This is a genomic window from Salifodinibacter halophilus, assembly GCA_012999515.1.
In the GTDB taxonomy this organism is placed as follows: domain Bacteria; phylum Pseudomonadota; class Gammaproteobacteria; order Nevskiales; family Salinisphaeraceae; genus Salifodinibacter; species Salifodinibacter halophilus.
Window position 1 is genome coordinate 139,321 of sequence record JABEEB010000001.1, and the last position, 20,664, is coordinate 159,984.

Annotated in this window: 17 protein-coding genes and 2 tRNA genes; 12 read left to right on the top strand and 7 right to left on the bottom strand. The window is 59.5% G+C overall.

What is annotated here, in order from left to right:
* Positions 1-2: 2 nt before the first annotated feature.
* A complete protein-coding gene (locus tag HKX41_00655; protein ID NNC22669.1) occupies positions 3-1,418 on the top strand; it encodes an AarF/ABC1/UbiB kinase family protein in 1,416 nt (471 codons plus the stop codon).
* Positions 1,419-1,589: 171 nt separating this feature from the next.
* The gene (locus HKX41_00660) at positions 1,590-2,087 is read left to right on the top strand and encodes a DUF2505 domain-containing protein (GenBank protein NNC22670.1); all 498 of its coding nucleotides are present in this window, start codon (positions 1,590-1,592) and stop codon (positions 2,085-2,087) included.
* A 138-nt stretch (positions 2,088-2,225) separates the two neighbouring features.
* On the opposite strand, the gene mutS is transcribed toward HKX41_00660, so the two are convergent.
* A complete protein-coding gene (gene mutS, locus HKX41_00665; protein NNC22671.1) occupies positions 2,226-4,820 on the bottom strand; it encodes a DNA mismatch repair protein MutS in 2,595 nt (864 codons plus the stop codon).
* A gap of 93 nt (positions 4,821-4,913) precedes the next feature.
* Here mutS and HKX41_00670 point away from each other — a divergent pair, with 93 nt between their 5' ends.
* The 8 genes from HKX41_00670 (at position 4,914) to HKX41_00705 (ending at position 11,907) form a co-directional block, all read left to right on the top strand.
* Complete coding sequence (locus HKX41_00670; GenBank protein NNC22672.1) at positions 4,914-5,420, top strand: CinA family protein; 507 nt, start codon at positions 4,914-4,916, stop codon at positions 5,418-5,420.
* A 34-nt stretch (positions 5,421-5,454) separates the two neighbouring features.
* Positions 5,455-5,985, top strand: coding sequence for an RNA 2',3'-cyclic phosphodiesterase (gene thpR / locus HKX41_00675; GenBank protein NNC22673.1), 531 nt, complete (start codon positions 5,455-5,457; stop codon positions 5,983-5,985).
* A gap of 61 nt (positions 5,986-6,046) precedes the next feature.
* Positions 6,047-7,129 (top strand): recombinase RecA, encoded by a 1,083-nt coding sequence (gene recA, locus HKX41_00680; GenBank protein NNC22674.1) that lies wholly within the window; start codon positions 6,047-6,049, stop codon positions 7,127-7,129.
* Positions 7,104-7,592: a regulatory protein RecX gene (locus HKX41_00685; protein ID NNC22675.1), complete on the top strand. Its 489-nt coding sequence runs from the start codon at positions 7,104-7,106 to the stop codon at positions 7,590-7,592. Before recA ends, HKX41_00685 begins: the two co-directional genes overlap by 26 nt.
* A 93-nt stretch (positions 7,593-7,685) precedes the next feature.
* On the top strand, positions 7,686-10,295 hold the full coding sequence (gene alaS, locus HKX41_00690) for an alanine--tRNA ligase (protein NNC22676.1): 2,610 nt from the start codon (positions 7,686-7,688) through the stop codon (positions 10,293-10,295).
* Between the two features lie 18 nt (positions 10,296-10,313).
* Positions 10,314-11,585 carry an aspartate kinase gene (locus HKX41_00695; protein NNC22677.1) on the top strand — a complete coding sequence of 424 codons (1,272 nt, stop codon included), beginning with the start codon at positions 10,314-10,316 and terminating at the stop codon, positions 11,583-11,585.
* A gap of 1 nt (position 11,586) precedes the next feature.
* Entirely contained in the window at positions 11,587-11,772 is a 186-nt protein-coding gene (locus tag HKX41_00700; GenBank protein ID NNC22678.1) for a carbon storage regulator, read from the top strand.
* 42 nt (positions 11,773-11,814) lie between these two features.
* A tRNA-Ser gene (locus tag HKX41_00705) sits at positions 11,815-11,907 on the top strand.
* Positions 11,908-12,584: 677 nt separating this feature from the next.
* On the opposite strand, the gene HKX41_00710 is transcribed toward HKX41_00705, so the two are convergent.
* From HKX41_00710 to HKX41_00735, 6 genes are all read right to left on the bottom strand, one after another.
* On the bottom strand, positions 12,585-13,061 hold the full coding sequence (locus HKX41_00710; protein NNC22679.1) for a spore coat protein U domain-containing protein: 477 nt from the start codon (positions 13,059-13,061) through the stop codon (positions 12,585-12,587).
* On the bottom strand, positions 13,058-14,056 hold the full coding sequence (locus tag HKX41_00715; protein ID NNC22680.1) for a fimbrial biogenesis outer membrane usher protein: 999 nt from the start codon (positions 14,054-14,056) through the stop codon (positions 13,058-13,060). The genes HKX41_00710 and HKX41_00715 overlap by 4 nt, the downstream gene beginning before the upstream one ends.
* 102 nt (positions 14,057-14,158) lie before the next feature.
* On the bottom strand, positions 14,159-15,430 hold the full coding sequence (locus HKX41_00720; GenBank protein ID NNC22681.1) for a fimbrial biogenesis outer membrane usher protein: 1,272 nt from the start codon (positions 15,428-15,430) through the stop codon (positions 14,159-14,161).
* Complete coding sequence (locus HKX41_00725; GenBank protein ID NNC22682.1) at positions 15,393-16,106, bottom strand: molecular chaperone; 714 nt, start codon at positions 16,104-16,106, stop codon at positions 15,393-15,395. Before HKX41_00725 ends, HKX41_00720 begins: the two co-directional genes overlap by 38 nt.
* A 59-nt stretch (positions 16,107-16,165) precedes the next feature.
* Positions 16,166-16,672, bottom strand: coding sequence for a spore coat protein U domain-containing protein (locus HKX41_00730; protein NNC22683.1), 507 nt, complete (start codon positions 16,670-16,672; stop codon positions 16,166-16,168).
* Between the two features lie 344 nt (positions 16,673-17,016).
* Positions 17,017-17,523: a fimbrial major subunit CsuA/B family protein gene (locus HKX41_00735; protein ID NNC22684.1), complete on the bottom strand. Its 507-nt coding sequence runs from the start codon at positions 17,521-17,523 to the stop codon at positions 17,017-17,019.
* Positions 17,524-18,054: 531 nt separating this feature from the next.
* On the opposite strand from HKX41_00735, the gene HKX41_00740 reads away from it, so the two are divergent.
* Together HKX41_00740 and HKX41_00745 are read left to right on the top strand one after the other, a co-directional pair.
* Positions 18,055-18,131: transfer RNA gene (locus HKX41_00740), tRNA-Arg, on the top strand.
* Between the two features lie 316 nt (positions 18,132-18,447).
* Positions 18,448-20,436, top strand: coding sequence for an acetoacetate--CoA ligase (locus tag HKX41_00745; GenBank protein ID NNC22685.1), 1,989 nt, complete (start codon positions 18,448-18,450; stop codon positions 20,434-20,436).
* Positions 20,437-20,664 lie beyond the last annotated feature (228 nt).

Here is a 20,664-nt window from a genome sequence, read left to right on the forward strand (position 1 = left end):
GCATGCCGGAGTACGACCGCGACAAACGCCGCAAGCCGCTCCGGCTCAAGACCGGCGCGTTTGACCGTAATGCCGCTATGGCGCGGGTGGGCATGGTGGCCGGCGCACAGTTTGCACGCCATTCGGTGGGCAACCTGTTCCGCTCGCGTGATGAGCGCAACCAGCGCAACCGTGATTTCTACATACGCCAGGCTGAGTATTTGGCGAGTGAGCTCGGCAAACTCAAAGGCAGTGTGATGAAGGTCGGCCAGATGCTGTCGGTCTATGGCCAGTACTTCATGCCGCCGGAAGCAGTCGAAGTGTTGAAAGGACTGCAGGATGACACGCCGCCGGTGGCCTGGTCGGAGCTGGAACCACTGGTGCGCCAACGCCTGGGCAGTGAACGTTACGCTGAACTCGACATTAACCCTGAGCCGTTGGCGGCGGCTTCACTGGGGCAGGTGCATCGCGCAACGCGACGCGCTGATGGTGCCCAGCTTTGTATCAAGGTCCAGTATCCGGGATTGGCTGAGGCCATTGATAGCGATATTCGTACGCTGACCAACATCATCCGGCTCGCGCGTCTGGTGCCGCGCGGTATCGAACTTGGCGTCATCATGGAAGAAGTTCGCGAGATGGTCTATCGCGAAGTCGACTATGACCGCGAACGTCAATTGACCGCGGAGTTCTCGACGCGTTTGGCCGCCGACGAGCGATTCGTGGTGCCGGCGGTCTATCCTGAATATTGTTCCGAGGCTGTATTAACCACGAGCTATGAGCCGGCCGAACACATCCAGAGCGAAGCTGTGCAGTCGCTTGCGCAATCACGACGCGATGCGCTCGGTGCTGCGGCGCTGGAGTTGTTCTTTCTCGAGTTTTTTGAATGGGGGATGGTGCAAACCGACCCGCATTTCGGCAATTATAAGGTCCGCGTCGACGAACACGGCGATGCCGATCGCTTGGTGCTGATCGACTTCGGTGCGACACGCGAATTCGCCCCACGTTTTCTGCACGCTTACTACGACACCGTCGCTGGCGCGTTGGCGCGTGACCAGGCGCGGCTCGTCGACGGCGCTATTGGTATTCAGCTACTCCGCCGGGATTCGCCGCAGGCGGTTTTCGATTCATTCGCCAGTGTCGGTTACCTTATCGTCGAGCCGTTTCGTGACGACGCGCCGGTCGAGTTGTTAACCGCCGACGACGCTTACTGTTGGGGCGAATCCGATCTGCCGGACCGTGTGTCGAAAGCCATCTCCGAGGCTGCGATCTCGCGTTGGTTCCGTATTCCGCCACGCGAGATCGTGTTTTTGCACCGGCGGCTCGGCGGCGTGTTTGTGTTGCTTGCGGTTCTCGGTGCCGAGCTCGCCAGCCGTGATTTGCTGGTCGACTATCTTTATACCGCGCTCGGCGAAATCGATAAGGAACAGTGCGAAGACTGAGCGGTCAGGCGACATTCAGTCGAAATGCCGTTACTGAACGTGGCATGACGCAAAGAAGTGAATGTTACTAACCTAAGCCATTAGGCCGTGCTGCTTCAGGCCATTTTATATTTCGGCGTTGTCCTCATTTATTTCTTTTGTTCGTTCAATTTCTAGAATTATCCGGCATCAATGAAGTTTCAAGACCGTTTCGCTTTCGATCATCCGGTGGCGCGGATGATGCATGTATTTACCGATGTTGATTATTACCGCCGGAAATATGACCGGTTGGGCGGTAACCCAGCGATCGAGTCGAGCGCCGACGATGGCGACCGATTTGAAATCGTTGTTCGCCATGAGCTGGATACGAGTGGCTCGAAAATTCCGGATCTTCTACGCAAACGTATCGGTGATCGGCTCAATCTGCGACAGCAGGAGATATGGACACGCTCAAACCGGACCGGCCGGGTGCATATCGATGTCGTCGGTGCGCCGGCCTCGGCCGAACTCGTTCTGCATTTGCGAGATGCCGGTGATGGCGCCGAGCTGCATCTCGACTTCGATATTGAGGTCGCGATTCCTCTGGTTGGCTCGCGTGTGGAAAAGGGCATCGCGGGGCCGATCACGCGCCACATGCACAAGGATCTGCGCCTGACGAACAAGATGGCAGCCGATTATATGGATGTCTGACCAACTCCTGGCAGCCGCTCATATCGGCTGGCGGTTAGTCACGGCGGTGCCGGTGCTGTCGGTCATCCCCGCTTCTGCGGCGTGAGGATCGCACGCCGCGAGACCGGCCGGGTGTCGTTCACGCGCCCAGGTCAGTGTCTAGCGGGACCCGTCGATCATCGATCGCAGCCGATAGACCAGGTCGAGTGCGGCGCGGGGAGTTAGCTCGTCGCAGTCGGTTTCGGCGAGTGTGTCGTGGACTGGATCCGGCACCGGCTCGGGTGGGTTTTCGTGGTCGGGCGCCGGGCTGTCGAACAGACCGAGCTGTGGTGTTTGTTCAGTCACCCGGCTTTGTTCGAGGCGTTCCAACGTCTTGCGCGCGGAGGCTAGTACTGGGCGCGGCAGTCCGGCCAGGGCGGCAACCTGCAGCCCGAAACTCCGTGACGCGGCGCCGTCGCGGACGGCGTGTAGGAATACGATTCGGTCTTCGCCGTCGGCAGTATATTCGGCGACTTCGACGTGTGCGTTGCGAGCGTGGGGCCAAGCCTCGGCGGCTTCGGTCAGTTCGAAGTAGTGGGTGGCGAAAAGCGTCAGGCTCTGGTTGCGTTGCAGCAGGCGTTCACCAACGGCGCGGGCCAGCGCCAGGCCGTCGTAGGTCGAGGTGCCGCGGCCGATTTCGTCGAGTAGCACCAGCGACTTCGGCGAGGCATGGTGGAGGATATGCGCGGTTTCGCTCATCTCCACCATGAACGTCGACTGCCCAGCGGCCAGATCATCGCCGGCGCCGATGCGGGTAAAGATGCGGTCGATTGGACCGATGCGCGCCGCATCGGCGGGCACGAAGCTACCGATGTGGGCCAGTACCACGATCAGCGCGGTCTGGCGCATATAGGTCGATTTGCCGCCCATGTTGGGGCCGGTAATCAGCAGCAGTGGATTGTCCGGGTCGAGCGTGGTGTCGTTGGCCACGAACGCTTCGCGGGTCGCTTGTTCGACAATTGGGTGGCGGCCGCCGCGGATGTCGATGCCAGGTTCAGGGCTTAATTCCGGCGCACGCCAACCGTGATCAGCGGCCGCGCGGGCCAGGGCATTGACCGCGTCGACATCCGCCAGGGCCGCGGCGACGGTGTGGAGACGGTCGACGTACGCATTGCAGGCGGCAATGATTTGATCGAAACAGTCTTTCTCGCGTGCTAGCGCACGTTCACGCGCTGAAAGGATGCGGTCCTCGAACTGCTTCAACTCGGGCGTGATATAGCGCTCGACTTGTTTGAGGGTTTGACGGCGCTGGAAATCGGCCGGCGCATTGTGGGCCTGGGCGCGGCTCATTTCGATGTAATAGCCGTGGACGCGGTTGTAACCGACTTTCAGCGTGTCGACGCCGGCGCGCTCGCGGGCATTGGCCTCCAGTTCGCTCAGATAGGTGTCGGTATGGCGCGTCAGATCACGCGCCTCGTCGAGTTCGGTATCGAAACCGTCAGCGATGACGCCACCATCACGGATTGTGACCGGCGGTTCGGTAATCACAGCGGATGCAAGATACTCAGCCAGATCGCTTAGCGGTTCGATGGCGGTATCGCGGTCTGCGAGATATGGCGAATCAATAGTGGCCAGGCGGGTTTTCAGGGCCGGGAGTTGGGCTAACGTGTTGGCCAACCCGGCCAAATCGCGTGGACGGGCGGTGGCCAGGGCGATCCGGGTGGCGATACGCTCAACATCGGCCAAGGGAGCGAGTGCGTCCGCGAGTTCGCTTGTGCCGGCGCTGATAAGGGCGCCCACGGCTTGGTGTCGTGCGGCTAGCGTCTCGAAATCGGTCAATGGCTCGGCCAGCCAGCGCCTGAGGCCGCGCGCGCCCATCGCAGTTGCGCTGCGGTCGATGAGTCCGATAAGGCTGGCCGACTGGGTCGCGTCGCGCCCGGCATCGAGCGCGAGGTGGCGGCGCGTGGCCGAGTCCAGGATCAGCGTGTCGTCGATCCGGTAGGTGCGCATGGCGCGCAGATGTGCGAGCGCGCTGCCCTGTGTGGAACGGACATAGGCTAAAAGGGCGCCGGCTGCGGCTATAGCGCGTGGCAGATTAGTACACCCAAAGGCATCTAGTCCGGCGACCTCGAAGTGTTCAGTTAGTCGTCGGCGCGCGCTAACGGCGTCGAAAAGCCAGGGTGGCTGCTCCGTAATCGTGGTCTGCTGCGAGCCGCCGGGCTGTGGCGTGCCTTCGGCGATCACAACTTCGGTTGGTGCCAGACGCGCCAGTTCGGCGTCGAGATCGGCCGCGTCGGTGACTTCGGTAACTGCGAAATCGCCCCGGGCCAGTTCGATTACGGCGATCCCGATGGCGCGTTTTGCCTCGGCGACGGCGACGATGCGGTTCGTGCTGCGCGCATCGAGTAAGGCATCGTCGGTAACTGTGCCGGGGGTTACCACGCGCACGACTTCGCGCCGCACCGGCCCTTTGGTATTGCCGGGTGCTTCCATCTGTTCACAGATGGCGACCGACTCACCACGTTCGATCAGCTTGGCGAGATACTGGTCCGCCGCATGGAAGGGCACACCGGCCATTGGTACGCGCTCGCCGGCCGATTCACCTCGGGCCGTAAGCGTGATGTCCAGAATCCCCGCGGCACGCTCGGCATCGTCGTAAAACAGCTCGTAGAAATCGCCCATGCGGTAGAACAGCAGCATGTGCGGATAATCGGCTTTGACGGCCCAATATTGGCGCATCATCGGTGTGTGTTCGCGCGGATCGGCGCTCGCCATGGCGGCTTTCGTACTAGAGGCTTAGGCGCTGATTGTAGCGGTGTGAGGCCCGTGGTCGCAGGCGCATGGCGAATAAAATGGCAAACTAGCGCCATGAGCTCCGATAACGACGACGCAATCGCTGGCCTCGTCGCGCGCGTGGCCGGTAGCCTCGAAGCCCGTGGTGAGTCGCTGGTGGCGGCTGAATCTTGTACCGGCGGCTTGATCGCAGCGGCCTGTACCGACCGCGCGGGTAGCTCGGTCTGGTTCGACCGGGGGTTTGTGACTTATGCGGATGACGCCAAAATGGATTGTCTAAGCGTGGCCAAAGACACGATAGTCACCCACGGCGCAGTCAGCGAGACGGTGGTGCGTGCCATGTGCACCGGTGCGCTGGCGGCCAGCACCGCCGATTGGAGTGTCGCGGTCTCCGGGATTGCCGGGCCGGGCGGTGGCAGCAACGACAAGCCAGTCGGTACTGTGGTCATAGGCTGGCAGCGCCGGGGCGAAGCACCTGAGGCCTTGGTGTACCACTTTGACGGCGATCGTGGTGCGGTTCGCAGCGCCAGCGTGTGCAAGGCGCTAGCCGGCCTGGAGCGGCGGCTGGCTGTCGCTGAGTGACGCGCCGTGTTGATCCGGCGTTAGTTCTCAACCGATGACTGCAACAACGAGCAAGCGTAGTAGCGAGGACCGGCAGCGGGTCTTTTTCGCACTTTGGCCGGATGCCGCGACTGCGCGTGCGTTGGCCGAGCGTGTTGGTGAACTCGGTATCCAGGGCCGCGCGGTAGCGCCTGAAAGACTGCACCTGACCTTGGCGTTCTACGGTGCTTGTGATGTGGCGACGCGTGACGCGCTGTTCGAGCGCGCCGCAACGGTCGAAGGGGACGCGTTCGAGATGGTTTTTGATCGTGTCGGTTATTTTGGCCGCTCGCGCGCGGTCTGGCTCGGGGCGAGCTCGCCACCACGCGCCGTGTTTGAACTGGCGGCATCACTCGTCGATCGTCAGCGTATTGATCCACCCGCGTTTAAACCGCATATCACGTTACAGCGGCGCGCCGAGCGGCCGGATACGGATTCGATTACGCCGGTGCATGCTGCATTCGATAGTTTTACCTTGACCGTCAGCGGCGACCACGGTCGACCGGGGTCTTACCAGCACCTCGGACGTTGGCCGTTGGGCGTGTGAAACACGGTCGAGTTCGATAGGCTAACCAGCCACGACAACGCGCAGAGCCGGAAAAAGATATATGGACGAAGATCGCAAAAAAGCACTTGCGGGGGCGTTATCCCAGATCGAGCGCCAGTTTGGCAAAGGGTCGGTCATGCGCATGGGCGACGTCGAGCGCTCGAATGTGCCCAGTATTTCGAGTGGCTCACTGTCGCTGGACGTCGCACTCGGTGTGGGTGGTTACCCGCGCGGTCGTGTCGTCGAGGTGTTCGGGCCGGAATCCTCGGGTAAGACCACGCTGACGCTTCAGGCCATCGCAGAGGCGCAGAAAGACGGCGGCACGGCGGCGTTCATTGATGCCGAGCATGCGCTGGATCCGACTTATGCCGAGGCACTCGGCGTGGATATCGACAATCTGCTCGTCAGCCAGCCGGATACTGGGGAGCAAGCCCTGGAAATCGCCGACATGCTGGTCCGCTCGGCCGCAGTGGATATCGTCGTCGTCGACTCGGTGGCCGCATTGACGCCGAAAGCCGAAATCGAAGGCGAGATGGGCGATTCGCACGTCGGCCTCCAGGCACGGTTGATGAGTCAAGCGCTTAGAAAGTTGACTTCGAACATCCAACGCACCGGCACCACGGTGATGTTCATCAACCAGATCCGCATGAAAATCGGTGTGACGTTCGGTTCGCCGGAAACCACCACGGGCGGGAATGCGCTGAAGTTCTATGCTTCGGTGCGAGTCGATATCCGCCGTATCGGTTCGGTGAAAAAGGGCGATGAGGCGATCGGCAATGAAACCCGTGTCAAAGTCGTCAAAAACAAGGTGGCACCACCGTTCAAAAAAGCGGAATTCGAAATTCTGTACGGCGAGGGCAGTTCGCGCGAGGGCGAATTGGTTGAGCTGGGCGTAGCCAATAAGCTAGTCGACAAATCCGGCTCCTGGTATTCCTACAACGGCGATCGCGTCGGCCAGGGCAAAGAAAACGCGCGGGCGTTTTTCAAGAACAATCCCGAGATTGCGGGAGGACTGGAAAAACAACTGCGTGAATTGCTGATGCCGAGCAGCAAGCCACAGGAAGAAGGCGCCGACAACGTTGAACAAACAACGGCCTCGGCCGACAGTGGTTCACCTGATGAGCAAGACGGCGGACACACCTGACAGCGACACAGATGACGATACGGCCGCCGAGCGATTGGCGGTCCGTAAACGCGCCATGGACCTTTTGGCGCGGCGTGAGCATGCGTGTACTGAATTAGCGGGCAAGTTAAAAAAGCGTGGTCATGCAAGCGATGACATCGACGCTGTTCTCGCCGATCTGACGGCCGAAGACCTGCTTTCAGATGCCCGCTATGCAGAAGCACTCGTCGCCAGCAGAGCGAGTCGAGGTACAGGCCCGGTGCGTATCCGGGCCGAACTGCAAGCAGCCGGCGTGAGCGAAGCCGATATCCGGGCGGCTCTCGACGCTGCTGAAGTCGATTGGCTGGACGTGGCTGAAGCGGCCCGCCGCAAACGTTTCGGCGCCGACATCGCCGATGATTACCCGAGCCGGGCAAAGCAAATGCGTTTTTTGCAGCGTCGTGGCTTCGATATGGATCAGATCGCGGCGGTTTGCGGCAACTAATGGGTGGCGCGGCTCAGGCTAGGGATGGTGAGACGCTTTTTGCTACACTAAACAGTTGCTTTGTCGAGGGTGTTATCGGAGACGCACCGCATGATGACCACGAACGCGCTGCGCGCGTGCTTTATCGAATTTTTTGAGCGCTATGACCACCGTTTCGTGGCCTCGAGCAGTCTCGTGCCGGCTTCCGATCCGACGCTGTTGTTCACCAACGCCGGCATGGTGCCGTTCAAGGAGACATTTCTCGGCCGTGAGCCGCGCGACTATGTGCGCGCGGTTACCAGCCAACGCTGCGTGCGTGCCGGCGGCAAGCACAACGATCTCGAAAATGTGGGCTACACAGCCCGCCATCACACGTTTTTCGAGATGCTCGGCAACTTCAGCTTTGGCGACTATTTCAAGCGCGAGGCCATCCAGCGCTCTTGGCAGTTTTTAACCGATGAACTCGGGCTGCCACCGGAAAGGCTATTTGTCACGGTTTACGAGCAGGACGAAGAAGCCGCCGATATATGGCTGAGCGAAATCGGTATCGATAGCGAGCGTTTCGCCCGCATCGGCGCGGCCGATAACTTCTGGCAAATGGGCGATACCGGGCCTTGTGGTCCGTGCTCGGAAATCTTCTATGACCACGGCCCCGACGTGCCGGGCGGACCGCCGGGTAGCCCGGACGAAGACGGTGATCGCTTTGTCGAGGTCTGGAACCTCGTGTTCATGCAGTACGACCGCAGCGAGGACGGCACGCTTGCGGCTCTGCCGAGCCCATCGATTGATACCGGCATGGGCCTCGAACGTATGGCCGCGGTCATGCAAGGCACACCCGATAATTACGCCACCGACGTTTTCCAGCATTTGATAAGCGCCGGTGCCGGCGCGTTGGGGGTGACGGTCGACGCCGATAACGAGGCTTCGCTTAAAGTTATCGCCGATCATATCCGCGCTACGGCATTTCTGATTACCGACGGCGTCATGCCGTCCAAGGAAGGTCGGGGCAATGTGCTGCGCCGGATCATGCGCCGTGCCCTGCGCCACGGTTATAGTCTCGGTACCGAGGAGCCGTTTTTCTATCGGTTGGTGCCCACGCTCGTCGAATTGATGGGCGACGCGTTTCCCGAGCTTGCCCGCAGCCAAGCGCAGATCGAATCGGTGGTTCATCAGGAAGAACAGCGCTTTGCGGCCACGCTAGCCAACGGCATGCGTCTGCTTGAAAACGCAATCTCTGCCATGGATGGCACCGAGATCCCGGGTGAAACCGTTTTCAAACTCTACGATACCTACGGTTTCCCGGTTGACCTAACCAACGATATCGCCCGCGAACGTGGCTTGTCGTTGGATATGGCTGGTTTTGAGTCGCAGATGACCGCGCAGCGCGAGCGTGCGCGGGCAGCCAGTCAGTTCAATGCGGATGCGCCGACCGAAGTCGGCGACTTAACCGCAACCGATTTTCTGGGCTACGAACAGGATCAGACGAGAACGCAGGTTATAGCGACACTCGTCGATGACGAATATGTCGACGCTCTCACCCCAGGCCAGCGTGGCGTTGTTGTGTTGGATGCCACGCCGTTCTACGGCGAGGCCGGCGGTCAGGTTGGTGATACGGGCGTGATTGAAACCGCCGATGCGCGATTCGTGGTCGTCGACACTCAGAAGCGCGACGGCGTGTACATGCATATCGGGGACGTCGAATCGGGTCAGTTCGGCGTCGGCGACGACGTGACTGCCACGATCGATGCCGAGCGCCGGCGGGCGATCGAGCAAAATCACACCGCCACGCATCTGCTGCATGCGGCGCTTAGAGAAATTCTGGGCACCCACGTCCAGCAGAAAGGCTCGCTGGTCGCACCCGACCGGCTGCGGTTCGACTTTGCACATTACGCCCCGGTTGGACAAGACGAAGCGGCGCGTATCGAGGCCCGCGTTAACGAACAGATCCGTGCCAATATCCCCGGCGAGTTCGAAATCATGTCGTACGATGCGGCGATTGCACAGGGTGCGTTGGCGTTTTTCGACGAAAAATATGGCGACACAGTCCGTGTGGTTCGATTTTCTGACTACTCGGTAGAGCTATGCGGCGGTACGCACGTTGCCGCCAGTGGCACGCTCGGGCTGGCGACGATCGCCGATCAACGGGGCGTGGCCGCCGGTGTTCGGCGTATCGAAGTCGTTACGGGCGCCGAAGCTTTGGCCGAGCAGCAGCGCCTGGCCGCACGTCAGAACCGAATTGCCGCGCGGCTGAAAGCCACGCCCGACGAAATCGAGACCAAACTGGATCAGACGCTGGCCCACAACGCCGAACTCGGGGCGCAACTCGACGCAGCGAAGCAAAAACTTGCTGCGGGTACCAGCGCTGAACTGGCCGCCGACGCGCAGTCGATCGGTGATATCAATCTGGTCGCTCAACATCTGGAAGGCGCTGATCGGCAACGCTTGCGCGAAACCGTCGACACTCTTAAGCAACGGCTCGACAATGCCGTGGTCGTGCTCGGCTCGGCGAGTGAGGGCAAAGTGGCGTTAACCGCCGGTGTGGCCGACCCGGAACGCGCTGGTGTAGCAGCTGGCGATCTGGTCAATTTTGTGGCCAGTCAGGTTGGTGGCAAAGGCGGCGGGCGGCCCGACATGGCCCAGGCCGGCGGCAATCAACCTGAAAAACTCGACGACGCGCTGGCCGCCGTGACGGCGTGGATTGAGACGAACGCCGTCGAAGCCTGACAAAGACAGCAACCGCATATGGCACTCATCGTCCAGAAATATGGCGGCTCGTCCGTCAGCACGACGGCTAAGATTCGCGAGATCGCGACCAAGATCAAAGGGTTTCACGATCAGGGCGACGAGGTCGTGGTCGTGGTCTCGGCCATGGGCGGCGAGACCGACCGGCTCCAGGGGTTGGCCCAAGAGTTGGAACAGGCGCCTTCGCCGCGCGAAATGGACGTGCTGTTGTCGACGGGCGAGCAAGTCACAATTGCTATGCTGGCCATGGCGTTAGAACAGGCTGGTACGCCAGCGCAATCGTTTACAGGTTGGCAGATTCCGATCACGGCCAATGACGAGCACGCCAAAGCACGCATCGAGAACATTGAGCCGGATGCGCTGCGTTCGGCACTGGATGCCGGCCGTGTGCCGGTTGTGGCCGGTTTTCAGGGCGTGACCAAGGACAATGCGATCACCACCCTCGGCCGTGGTGGATCGGATACGACGGCCGTCGGGCTGGCTACTGCGCTAGAAGCCGACGAATGCCAGATCTATACTGATGTCGATGGTGTTTACACCACCGACCCGCGCATCGTGGCGGGTGCCCGGCGACTCGATCGCATCACGTTCGAAGAGATGCTGGAGATGGCCAGCCTTGGCTCACGCGTGCTGCAGATCCGCGCCGTGGAATTCGCCGGCAAATACAACGTACCGCTTCGGGTTTGTTCGACCTTCGACGACGGGCCCGGCACGCTCATCACCCTGGAGGACGACGTGGAAGAACCAATTATCTCCGGCATCGCCTTCACGCAGGACGAAGCCCAGCTCACCGTGCTCGGTGTTCCCGATCAACCCGGCGTGGCTTATTCGCTGCTTGGGCCGATCGGCGAGAACAACATCGAAGTCGACATGATCCTGCAAAATGTCTCGGAGTTGACCGACGGCGCGCCACTGACCGACTTCACGTTCACGGTACACAACGCTGACTACGAAGCCGCTAAACGGTTGTTGGAAGGCGCGGCAGCGGAGCTGGGCGCGCGTGAAGTTTCCGGCGAATCCGGCGTGGCCAAGGTGTCGATGGTCGGCGTCGGCATGCGTTCGCACGCCAACGTAGCGTCGCGCATGTTCAAGGCGCTCGCGCGCGAGAACATCAACCTGCGCATGATTTCGACGACCGAGATCAAGATATCCATCGTGGTCGAAACCAAGTACGTCGAACTAGCGGTGCGCGCGTTGCACCACGAATTCGAACTTGACCAACCGCCCCAGCAGGTCGACAGTGAATTGACGCCTGCCGGCGAGCAAGATTGACATGCTCGTATTGTCCGCGGAACCGGGCGAAACGGTCGATATCGGCGACGAAATCCGCGTGCGCGTGATCGCCACCGAGGCCGGGCGAGTTCGCCTCGGCGTCGAGGCTCCCGCCGAATTGGAGTCGCGCGTTGTACAGGGTGGGCCGAGCGAAAACCCAAAATCCTCGTCGACCACGGGCGAATAAGGTTTACGTTGCGCGGGTACGCCGGTACCATTTGTCAGCATCGGAGAGGTGGCCGAGTGGTCGAAGGCGCTCCCCTGCTAAGGGAGTAAGGGGTTTGTAGCCCCTTCGAGGGTTCGAATCCCTCCCTCTCCGCCAATAAAAGATATACAAAATCCGCAACCGATATTGGTTCGCGCAGGCCGCCTTGGCGGCGACAAGGCTATATGGTGCCCGCTCACGTCGCTTGGACGACAACGCGTGCTCTTGCTGGCATAAGCGAGTAATTCGCCCGCTAGGCACCCCCTACATAGGGCACCAGACCCACGTTGGTTAATATAAGCCCAGCCTGTCCGGGATGGGCACGCCGAAAACTGGCCAGGCCAACGATTGTTAAGTATCCAGTTGATGGTGGGCGCTAAAACTTCAAGCGCTGCGTCGATCTGTCGGCTTCGATGTACCGACGCTGCCAGAGACTGGTGGCCTTAACGGCTTGTTTGTCCGCTAGTCGATGCGGCCGCCGGGCTTATCCGGACTTGCCTGACGACTCGCCGTGCCCCGGATGAGGTCAAATATGCTGCGCCAGGCTCCCGGGTTGATTTGGTCTCGAGGCGTGTGTATTCGTTTCCTAGTGGGAGTGCCCGCCCGGCGTGGGTTTATGGGTAGGCATGCCTAGAATGCTGTCGCTCCCATAGCATCAAATTTATCGGCAAAGTCGATATAAATCGCTAGGCGGGGTGAATAGGGCGGCAACATTGCGCTAATGCGCGCTCCGAATACAGAGCTCTCGATCCGGTCGAGCGTCGCCAAGCGGCGTGTAAGCCGCGGGAGTGATTTCAGTTTTTCAACGATATGATTACGGTAATCGTGTCTTCGTACGAGCCGACTCCCACATTCTGGCCACCGAATATCCGGCCGTAGAGCGTGAAAGTTTTGGAGGCGTCTTCCTCAATAGGCATGCTGCCGCTTTTTCTCAATGGGCCGTAGCCCCATATGTTGTTGCGTGCGGACGTTTTATAGACATTGTAGTTCAGCTTGTCGGATGCGGATCCTCTGTTGAGCCAGCGATTCTGATAGCTGTCACCGTTAGCAGTGCGCACCGCTATATCATAGTTGATAGTCGTCGGGGACTGGGTATTGTGGCAGCTGAAGGTGGCTCTGCCAGTGCTGTCCTTGTTCCCTGTCGATGCGTCGTAGGCGCTGAATATAAGGTCGTTTGAGTCGACGCTGCAGTCTATCGCTGGTGCCGCCGGCATGGACCAGAGCCCGGCACAACCGAACAGCAGCATGACTAGTGTCTGTCGTTTCATCATTCCATCTCCCGACAGGTCAGCGGTCCGATATGGGGGACCGCCCCGGGATTATCCGGCATCTTCGCAGTGAATCGGCAACGATGGTCATCCCATTGGGCAATGAGGTGGTTGTCCTGCTTAAGGTCGGTAACCCAGACTTCGCCGCGGCGCGCGACTGGGAATCGTTGCTGGTCGTCGACGCGGCGCACAGTTGCCCCCGCGGGTAGCGGCTCGCCGTTGGGGCGGTGCACTGTGAGCAATGCGCCGTGTGGTGAGCCAACGTCGAACTTGACTAATACGCCCCGGCGGTAGCCTGGCACGATCGTCTTATTGCGCTTATCGAGGCGCGCGTCGAGTGGCAGGTCGGCCTGCTCGAAGCTTAGGCGATTGTCCTCGAATGACCGGAGGTCTGGGATCAACGCGGCGCCGTTAGCATTGGTCTCTGCGACCGGGTGGTTGTCGTTGTAGATGGTGACGTCTGGATAATCACCCACCTCGACCACGCCGAAGCTGTCATCGATTTGTCGGCTCAGGAAAGCGTGGTCGCTAGTGAAAGCGACGCCGCCCGACGCATTGAGTCGATAGGCGGTGCTGCCCCGGTAGCGGGTGGCTGCGGCGCGGTATTCGCCGTATGGCGTGCGTGCTGTAACCCGGCCACGGCCGCGATCGGGGCGGCCGTGGCCGTCCGTTGCGGCGACTCGGTAGCCGACGCCCGAGCCACGTGGCAGGTTGCGCTGGACTTCGATGCGGTTGCGACTGCTGTCTGAGGTTCGGTCGTAACTGGTGCTGACACTGGTGCGTGACCCTAGCGGCAGGCTCAGAGTTAGAGCAACGGAGGTTGTCTGGTCATCAAGATTTTGCGATGCGAAAAAGCTGAGTGCAACGTCGCGAAACAAGCGTGTGCTATAGGAAGCATTAAGCAACTCGGTGCTGGTTCTGTCGCGGCGATCGATATCGGTATAGCTCAGACCGATAGAGCCGACGTGCGGCACGCGCCCGCCAATGTTGGCGTGCACGATTTGTCGCGGTGCGGATTCGTCACGACGCAACCCGAGTTGGCGGAAGTCGGCGGTCGTGTATGTGGTGCGCGCGCCGAAATTGAAATATCGACTCCGGCGCTAGAAACCGATTTGCATTAGTGAGCCGTTGCCGGCATGGCTGCTGTGGCTGCCGGCGACAGCGGCGGTGATAACGCCGAGTCGCGGATCGGGCAACCAAGCACTGCTGATACCCGCGGTTTGTTGGTCTTCTAGCGCTTCCAGTCGAAAGCCGCTTGTAAGGGTTTGCGACAAGCCGAGGCGGTGGGTGGCGGAGGCGAAGCCGCGACCGTAGTCGTTACTCTTGCGTGAGTAATTTTCACGGATGGCGCCAGCCTCGTAGGTGTAGTCGTGCAGGCCGGATTGTAATAAAGATTGGCTGGCGTAGAAGGAACGCGTCAGGACGCGTTCGCGGCCGAGCACATCGGTCGTTACGACTTGGACCTGATTGGCGCCAGTGGTGACCGGGATGTCACGGACCGAGAACGGGCCGGCTCCAACTTGACTGCCGCCGCGGCGGCGGTCGTTGGCGAAAACCTCGACCGTCGAGGGCACTGTCGCCTCGCCGCTGACCGCGGGGCGCGGGTAGGTTGTGAAATCCGGTCGGGTGTCGAAGTTGGTGCCCCATTGGATGCCGGCGTACTGCACGGTGCGGCCCCAGCTACCTGCGTGTGAGAATGTATCTCCCAGGGTAAGTGTGCGCATCGAGCCTGGTTCGTCGTGGCGTAGCGTGGTGTTTAACCGTACGACGCCGTCGTTGCGGTGGCGGTTGCGCGCTAGCAGGGTCGTGGTGGCAACACCCCAGCTGTTGAATCCGCCGAACTCGAATGTTCCGCTTGTATTGTTCGTGCCAGCCTCGCGGCCTTCGAACAGCAGGTCGTAGTTGATAAAGCCACCGGTCGTGCTATTTCGCGGGGCCGTGTAATCATCTGCGTCGAGATCCACGTGTGTGTCCGCGAATCGGTCTACGCCGGCCTGGATCACGAGTGTCTGCGTGGATTCGTCGATCGACCAGTCCAGGTTGCCGAATGCGTCGAGCGGGTAATAGATCTGACCGTTGTGCTTGGTCGGCGCGACACCATCCGGTAGCGTTAATCCCCAGCGCTTCAAGGCAGCAGCGGGCACGAGTAACTTGTCCGACGCCGTCTGCAGCATGCGTGTGGCCGAATCGAATGGCTGATCGTTGACCCGGGCAGTAAGCAGCCGCAGCGTAGTGTCCTTTATACCCGCTGTTGCGTCACTGGTACGCGCACTGGCATAGGTGCTCGTTGTGCTCACCAATAGCGCCAGGATCAGGATGCGCAGCGCTTGTTTACTACAGAGTGCTTGGTTCGATAGTAGCTTGCCGCTCACCGTTTCGGTCCTGGGCCGTGACGTTGTACGGCGGGGTGCTTGTTGTTGGTACATCGAGGGTCCAGTAGCGGCGGCTTCCCGGCAGGACGTAGCGCGATTTTTGGCTTTGGGCGGCTACGCTGCCGCCGGTGCTCAGCGTCAGGTGTTGGATCTTGACGTGGGCGTTGCCGTTATTGATGGCCTCGACGCGTAGATGGCCATCAGCCAGGCGTTTGGCCTTCCAGGTCAGATTTGGTTCGCGATCACCGGTTGGCTCGATGAACACTGGAATGCCAAAGCGAAGTGCTACACGAATACCGTCCGGGCTGTTCGTGCCTTTGCCGTCGGACGCCGATGACTTGTTGCCGGGGGTTTTAGGCGACTGTGCCAGGAATACACGGAAGGCCTGTTCAGTTGAGCTCTGACTCGCGTTGCGTAGACCAATGCGCACGATCTGGTGTTTGCCCGGCGCCACCGAGAAAACCGGCGGGGTTACGACGAGCGCCTTGGTTGATTGGTAGTGGGATTCGTTATTGCGGATGTGCCAATCATGGGCTGACGCCTGCATAACGACCTTATGCTCGCCCCGGTTGGTGACAGTCAGCGCCGCGATGGCGCTGCTGTCATCAAGGGTGATCAGCACCGGGTTGACCGAAAGTGTGGAGGCGGACGCCGCGCTGGCGAGCAGCCACAGCACGAGGCCAGCGAGCCATCGGGTCGAGCCGCGAGGGCTTAGCCGGAGTGTCATAGCGCGCCTTAGAAACTGATGGTTACATTAACGGCGTCACTATATTGCCCCGTGGGCACGAATTGGCCGGCCGGGATCTTCCCGTAGACGGTGTGTGTATCTCCCTCGGGGGTGTCCGAGGCGGTGCCTGTAACCGTGTTCTCGCTATCGATGTCTTGCCAGATCGTGTCGCGCGCTTCAGAGGTATACAGCTCGTAACTCAGATAATTGCCGTTAACGTGCATGGCGCGACTCGTGGCGTCGCTGTTGCCGCCGTTTTCACCTGCATCCAGGCCGATCTCGTACTCTGTGCCCTCGGTGCAGGACGGGCTAATGACGGTCTCAGCTGTTGTGGCATCGCTATTATTCGGACTGTATTTACCGAAACGCAAATCCGTGGCTGAGATGGTGCACGAGGGATTGACCTGAGCGAAGACATTCAGGGTCGTGGTGTCATTTGCAGCTAAGGCAGATACGGCGTAGGCGCTGCTCGCAGCAACAATGAGTACGGCAGGTAGCTTAAGGTGATTTGACATGGATTCATCTCCCTTTGTCTTGTGATTCAAGGTGCTCACATGTCGGATCAGGCCGAATGTGGCAAACATCGTTTTCTATCTTTGTGGCTAAATCACTAGCTGGGTTGAGCCTATTTGACCGGAATATATTGTTCAAGGGGGTGATTTATTTAGGGCAGTAGATGGTGGACACGTATAAAATCTCGTCTGGCCGGCTCCAGGCTTGCAAAGCCGCCACATGGGTCATGTTGATCTGTAGTCGGCTGATCTATACTAGGAATTCACGCTGGCATGTGAGCGTGCCGGTTTTAACGGCCGATGAGCCACCGGTGCTGGCCGGGTATCCGAGCCCGCCCCACGCGCCCTTAGAACTTTAGGGTCACATTGACGGTGTCGCTGTATTGCCCCGGAGTTATGAATTGGCGGGGCGGTATTTGCCCGTAGACGACATGTCGATCGGAGCTGGCTTGGGCGGTGTTCTTCGCCGTGCTGTCACTACCGATGTCTTTCCAGACTGTGTTGTATGCATTAGTAAGATAGAGTTCGTAACTTAGATAGTGGCCATTGCCATCGCTCATGGCGCGAGTTGTGCGCTCGCTATGGCTGCTATTTTTTCCTGCACCCAGGCCAAGCTCGTACTCTGTACCTTTGGTGCAGCTCGCGTTAATCGAGGTCCGGGAATGGTGTGGCGAGCTGTCATTCGGGGCGTAGATTTGGAAGCGTATAGGTATCGACGCATAGACAGTGCACGTGGGGTCGACCCGAGCGCTGACGTTCATGGTTGAGCTTTCCGTTGCAGCCAGGGCAGAGCCTGCGCAGATGCTGCTCGCAGCAGAAATCAGTATGGCAGGCGCCTGTAAATGGCTTTTCATGGATCATTCTCCCTTGTCGTGTAAGTCTGGCATTCGCCAGTTTGTAGTTGGGCGTTTCGCGCGCCTAGGTCGTCTGGTCACGTCTCCAACCTCGATCCGCGTAGCAGCCAGATTGCTATTTCGCGACCCTGATGGGTCCGGCCGATTATCAGATATATCAGGCTGATATATTTCCATTATAACATGTGTTAGACGCCAGTTGCAATAGTGCAGTCAGGTACGTGGCGGACTGATAGCAGCCACCATTAAACGATCAATGCGCCGCTACTGGGTGGCGTGCCCGCAGTAATGAATAATTTGCTGGCATGGCACTTACCGAATACCGAAATGAGTCTGCTACACTATGTCGCGTTACGCGGCCTTTGGGTTTTTCGGCACTCGCCAAACAGCGGAATGCCCATACCCGAGCGACTGTCAGACACATGTAGCTCGCCCCACCTGCAGCAGGCAAAGGCGCTAGCTACAAGTCTTTAGGTCAGGTACAATTCGGTTTCCGAACGGCCAGCGGCCGTATGGTCAAATCGAAGCAAGGCGCCTGTAGCTCAGCAGGATAGAGCACGTGGCTACGAACCACGGGGTCGGGGGTTCGAATCCTCCCGGGCGCACCATCTCCATTAGCATCAGTCAATCGCGCCTTAGTTCGTCAAACCGTTGGCGTTAGACGAGACAAGCCCCATCACGCGATTACGGCAGTGACACCGTGAAGCATTACTTCGCAGAAGTGCGTTGCGTGCCGATATCAGGTTTGTCGGAGCCGCACTATCTTGCGAAGTGGCCAGCTGAAGTGCACCCAGTTTCCAATATAGCGGGTTTGGGGTATTTGCATCACATGGCGGTTTATGCCTTGATGCGTACTACCCCTAGGATGGCGATCGTCCATCGTCGGTTGATGTGGACCCAATCGCCCTGCTTAACGGTTCTATCATGTGTGCGGATCCAGAATCTACGATTGTCTATCAACCTTCACGCGAAACTATAGCCAATAGCCAGTTGGCTGATTATCTGCGTTGGCTCGTGGCGCGTGACGATGCACCCAATTTTGATATTGATGATTATCACGGTTTGCATGCTTGGTCGATAGACGATCCGGCGGCGTTTTGGGATAGCCTCTGGGATTATTTTGACTTCATCGGCGAACGGGGCGCGGGTGAGGTGCTCAGTACGTATGGGATGCCCGGTGCCCGCTGGTTCACCGGTGCTCGCCTGAACTACGCCGAGAATATGCTGCGCGAAGCCAGCCACGGCGATCCTGAGCGTACGGCGATTGTGTCACTTTCAGAGGCCCGGCAACGGGTGACGCTTAGTTATGGTGACCTCTGGGCACAGGTGGGCGCATTCCAAGCATTTCTGGAATCAATCGGCGTTGGCCCAGGCGATCGTGTGGTGGGCGTGGTCGCGCATACGCACGAACCGATGGTTGCGCTGCTGGCTTGTGCCAGCATTGGCGCGATCTGGTCATCGGCCTCCCCGGATTTCGGTGTTTCGGGCATCGTTGACCGTTTTGCTCAGATCGAACCCAGCGTTTTAATTACGGTCGATGGCTATCGCTATGGTGGTAAGGCGTTCGACTGGCTCGGTCGCCTTAGTGAACTGTGGGCGCGTATCCCGTCGATAGAACATGTGGTGGTGACTGACAACACGGGGCAAGCGCAGGCATTGCCCGATGATGCTGCAGTTACCGGTTGGACTGAGGCGCTCGCGGCACATCACGGCACGGCGCCAGTTTTTAATCGCGGACCGTTCGATCGGCCGATCTATATCATGTTCTCATCGGGTACCACCGGTGTACCCAAATGCATTGTGCATGCTGCCGGTGGCATGCTGATTCAGCATGCCAAGGAACAGATGCTGCACGGCGATATTGGTCGTGATGACGTGTTTTTCTACTTCACCACCTGCGGTTGGATGATGTGGAATTGGCATGTTTCTGGGCTTTTCACCGGTGCTCGGCTCGTAACCTACGATGGCAGCCCCGGGTATCCGGATTTGGACGCTTTGTGGTCGTTAGTCGAACGCGAAAACGTCACATGTTTTGGGACCAGCGCGAAATGGCTGGGAGCGTGCCGCAATGCCGGAATAGCACCATGCGACGACCATGATCTGGGTGCGTTGCGCGTGATCTTTTCGACCGGCTCACCGTTACTGGATGCCGATTACGACTGGGTTTATACGCACGTGAAATCCGATATTTTGCTCGGCTCTATTTCCGGTGGAACGGATATCGTGGCCAGTTTTGTCGGTTGTTGTCCGATACTTCCGGTGCGGCGTGGCGAGATTCAGTGTCGCTTACTGGGTGTGGCTGCCCAAGCCTTCGACGACGACGGTCAAGCGGTGATTGGCGAGCAAGGTGAATTGGTCTGTACGCAACCGCTTCCGTCCATGCCTGTGGGCTTCTGGGGCGATCCCGACGGGGCACGTTACCGCCAATCGTACTTCGATCGTTTTCCCGGCATCTGGGCACACGGCGATAACATCGCTTTTACCGAAACCGGCGGTGCTGTGATTTATGGGCGTTCTGACGCCACACTCAATATCGGTGGTGTGCGCATCGGCACGGCTGAAATCTATCGCCAGATCGAGCCGATGGTTGAGGTTGCAGATTGTTTGGTCGCCGCGCAAACAGTTGGTGAAGATGATCGCATGGTGATGCTGGTTGCGCCTGTCGAAGGACATGTCGTTGACGATGCGCTGCGCGATGCAATCCGCAAACGCTTGCGCGAGCAGGCCAGCCCCCGGCATGTGCCGAAGCTGATCGTGGAAGTGGCGGCATTGCCTTATACGTACAGCGGCAAGAAAGTCGAGCTTGCGGTAGCACATGTGCTTAACGGCCGCGAGGTTAGCAACGTCAGTGCGATCCGCAATCCTGAATCGTTGACCGAGGTTGCCGAGAAGTCGGATCTATGCTGCGCGTGAGTCATCCCCGGCGTTTCATCTGACGGACTGCGGCTGGCCTAGTCGAAGATTGGTCGGCCAACGCGACAGTGCGGGCGTTGGCGGCTTGTTGATGAACAAGGCCTTATGCCGCTGCCTACTGGCCGTTGATGCATCGACTCTAAGGTTGTCCACTTATGGTCTCGGTGAGCGATCCGAGGTGTGGTTTTCGACGACCCATTGAATCCACTGAGTCCCTAACTGATGGCC

Bases quoted from the DNA above. Each gene is read 5' to 3' on its own strand.
- HKX41_00655 (NNC22669.1), top strand. From the start codon at position 3: ATGCCGGAGTACGACCGCGACAAACGCCGCAAGCCGCTCCGGCTCAAG.
- HKX41_00660 (NNC22670.1), top strand. From the start codon at position 1,590: ATGAAGTTTCAAGACCGTTTCGCTTTCGATCATCCGGTGGCGCGGATG.
- mutS (NNC22671.1), bottom strand. From the start codon at position 4,820: ATGGCGAGCGCCGATCCGCGCGAACACACACCGATGATGCGCCAATAT.
- HKX41_00670 (NNC22672.1), top strand. From the start codon at position 4,914: ATGAGCTCCGATAACGACGACGCAATCGCTGGCCTCGTCGCGCGCGTG.
- thpR (NNC22673.1), top strand. From the start codon at position 5,455: ATGACTGCAACAACGAGCAAGCGTAGTAGCGAGGACCGGCAGCGGGTC.
- recA (NNC22674.1), top strand. From the start codon at position 6,047: ATGGACGAAGATCGCAAAAAAGCACTTGCGGGGGCGTTATCCCAGATC.
- HKX41_00685 (NNC22675.1), top strand. From the start codon at position 7,104: ATGAGCAAGACGGCGGACACACCTGACAGCGACACAGATGACGATACG.
- alaS (NNC22676.1), top strand. From the start codon at position 7,686: ATGACCACGAACGCGCTGCGCGCGTGCTTTATCGAATTTTTTGAGCGC.
- HKX41_00695 (NNC22677.1), top strand. From the start codon at position 10,314: ATGGCACTCATCGTCCAGAAATATGGCGGCTCGTCCGTCAGCACGACG.
- HKX41_00700 (NNC22678.1), top strand. From the start codon at position 11,587: ATGCTCGTATTGTCCGCGGAACCGGGCGAAACGGTCGATATCGGCGAC.
- HKX41_00710 (NNC22679.1), bottom strand. From the start codon at position 13,061: ATGATGAAACGACAGACACTAGTCATGCTGCTGTTCGGTTGTGCCGGG.
- HKX41_00730 (NNC22683.1), bottom strand. From the start codon at position 16,672: ATGTCAAATCACCTTAAGCTACCTGCCGTACTCATTGTTGCTGCGAGC.
- HKX41_00735 (NNC22684.1), bottom strand. From the start codon at position 17,523: ATGAAAAGCCATTTACAGGCGCCTGCCATACTGATTTCTGCTGCGAGC.
- HKX41_00745 (NNC22685.1), top strand. From the start codon at position 18,448: ATGTGTGCGGATCCAGAATCTACGATTGTCTATCAACCTTCACGCGAA.